The sequence below is a fragment of the Streptomyces coffeae genome (assembly GCF_016741875.1).
Taxonomy (GTDB): domain Bacteria; phylum Actinomycetota; class Actinomycetes; order Streptomycetales; family Streptomycetaceae; genus Streptomyces; species Streptomyces coffeae.
Window position 1 is genome coordinate 1 of record NZ_JAERRF010000131.1, and the last position, 1,185, is coordinate 1,185.

At 66.5% G+C, this 1,185-nt stretch carries 1 protein-coding gene; it reads left to right on the forward strand.

What is annotated here, in order from left to right; all coding sequences use genetic code 11:
* Nucleotides 1-181: 181 nt before the first annotated feature.
* Nucleotides 182-1,185 (forward strand): sugar ABC transporter substrate-binding protein (locus JK363_RS41280; RefSeq protein ID WP_307822118.1); only part of this gene is annotated, 1,004 nt, incomplete at its 3' end.

Sequence of the window (1,185 nt, forward strand, 5' to 3'; positions counted from 1 at the left end):
GATAAGAAGGCAGCGGGCCGAGAACGGCCCGCCCGGTTTCACCGCCGCGCCGAGGTGTCTTTCCCGAGGGAGCGGCTGAATGGGCACACATCACGGGCGAGAACTCTGGAGGCGACCGGTGCTCCGGGCCCCCAGCCGCTCCGCCGTGCCCCGAGTTCCGAGGCCGGGCCGCACGAGGCGCATGGCCACCGCCGCGACCATCCTCGCGCTCGCCTACGGCCTTGCGACAACGGGCTGCGGCGGCGGCACAACGGCCGGTCCCACGGCCACCACGGGAGTGGTCATTCCGAAGACCACGCCATTCTGGCGGGCCTACAATGCCGCCGTCCCTTCGCAGGCCAAGGCGCACGGCGTCAAAATGCTCCCCGCAGTGAATTCCGAATCCGACATCGACAAACAGATCTCCGATATCCACACCCTGCTGGTCCAGGATGTCAAGGGCCTCGTCGTCGGGCCGCTAGATTCTGCGGCGATCCGGCCCGGCTTGCGCGCGGCCGAGCAGGCGGGGGTGCCCGTGGTCGCGGTGGACGTCGCACCGGACAGCGGCAAGGTCGCCATGGTGGTCCGGGCGGACAACCGCGCCTTTGGCCGGAAGGCATGCCAGTACCTCGGCGATGCCGTCAAGACCGGCAAGGTCGTGCAGATCCAGGGCGGCCTGGCGTCGGTCAACGGCCGAGACCGCACGGAATCCTTCCTTACCTGCATGGCCAAGCACTACCCGCGCATCAAGGTTCTGAACATCCCCGCGGACTGGCAGGCCAGCAAGGCCGCGGTCGGCCTGGATTCGCTGTACAACGCCAATCCCAATATCAAAGGCATCTACCTGCAGGCAGGCGGCGATTATCTGGTACCGGCGCTGTCGATCCTGCGACGAAACAACGCCCTCTTCCCGGTCGGCGACCCCAGACACATCACCATCGTCGCCAACGACGGCATCCCGCAGGAACTCGATGCGATCCGCAAAGGAGAGATCGACGCCACCGTCTCCCAGCCCATCGATCTCTACGCGAAGTACGCCATGAGCTACATCAAGAAGGCTATGGAGGGACAGAAGTTCGCACCGGGGCCGACGGACCACGGCAGCACCATCGTCCGGCTGCCCAGCGGACTCCTTGAGGACCAGCTCCCCGCCCCCGTGGTCACCAAGCGAAACGTGAACGACCCATCACTGTGGGGCAACCGCGT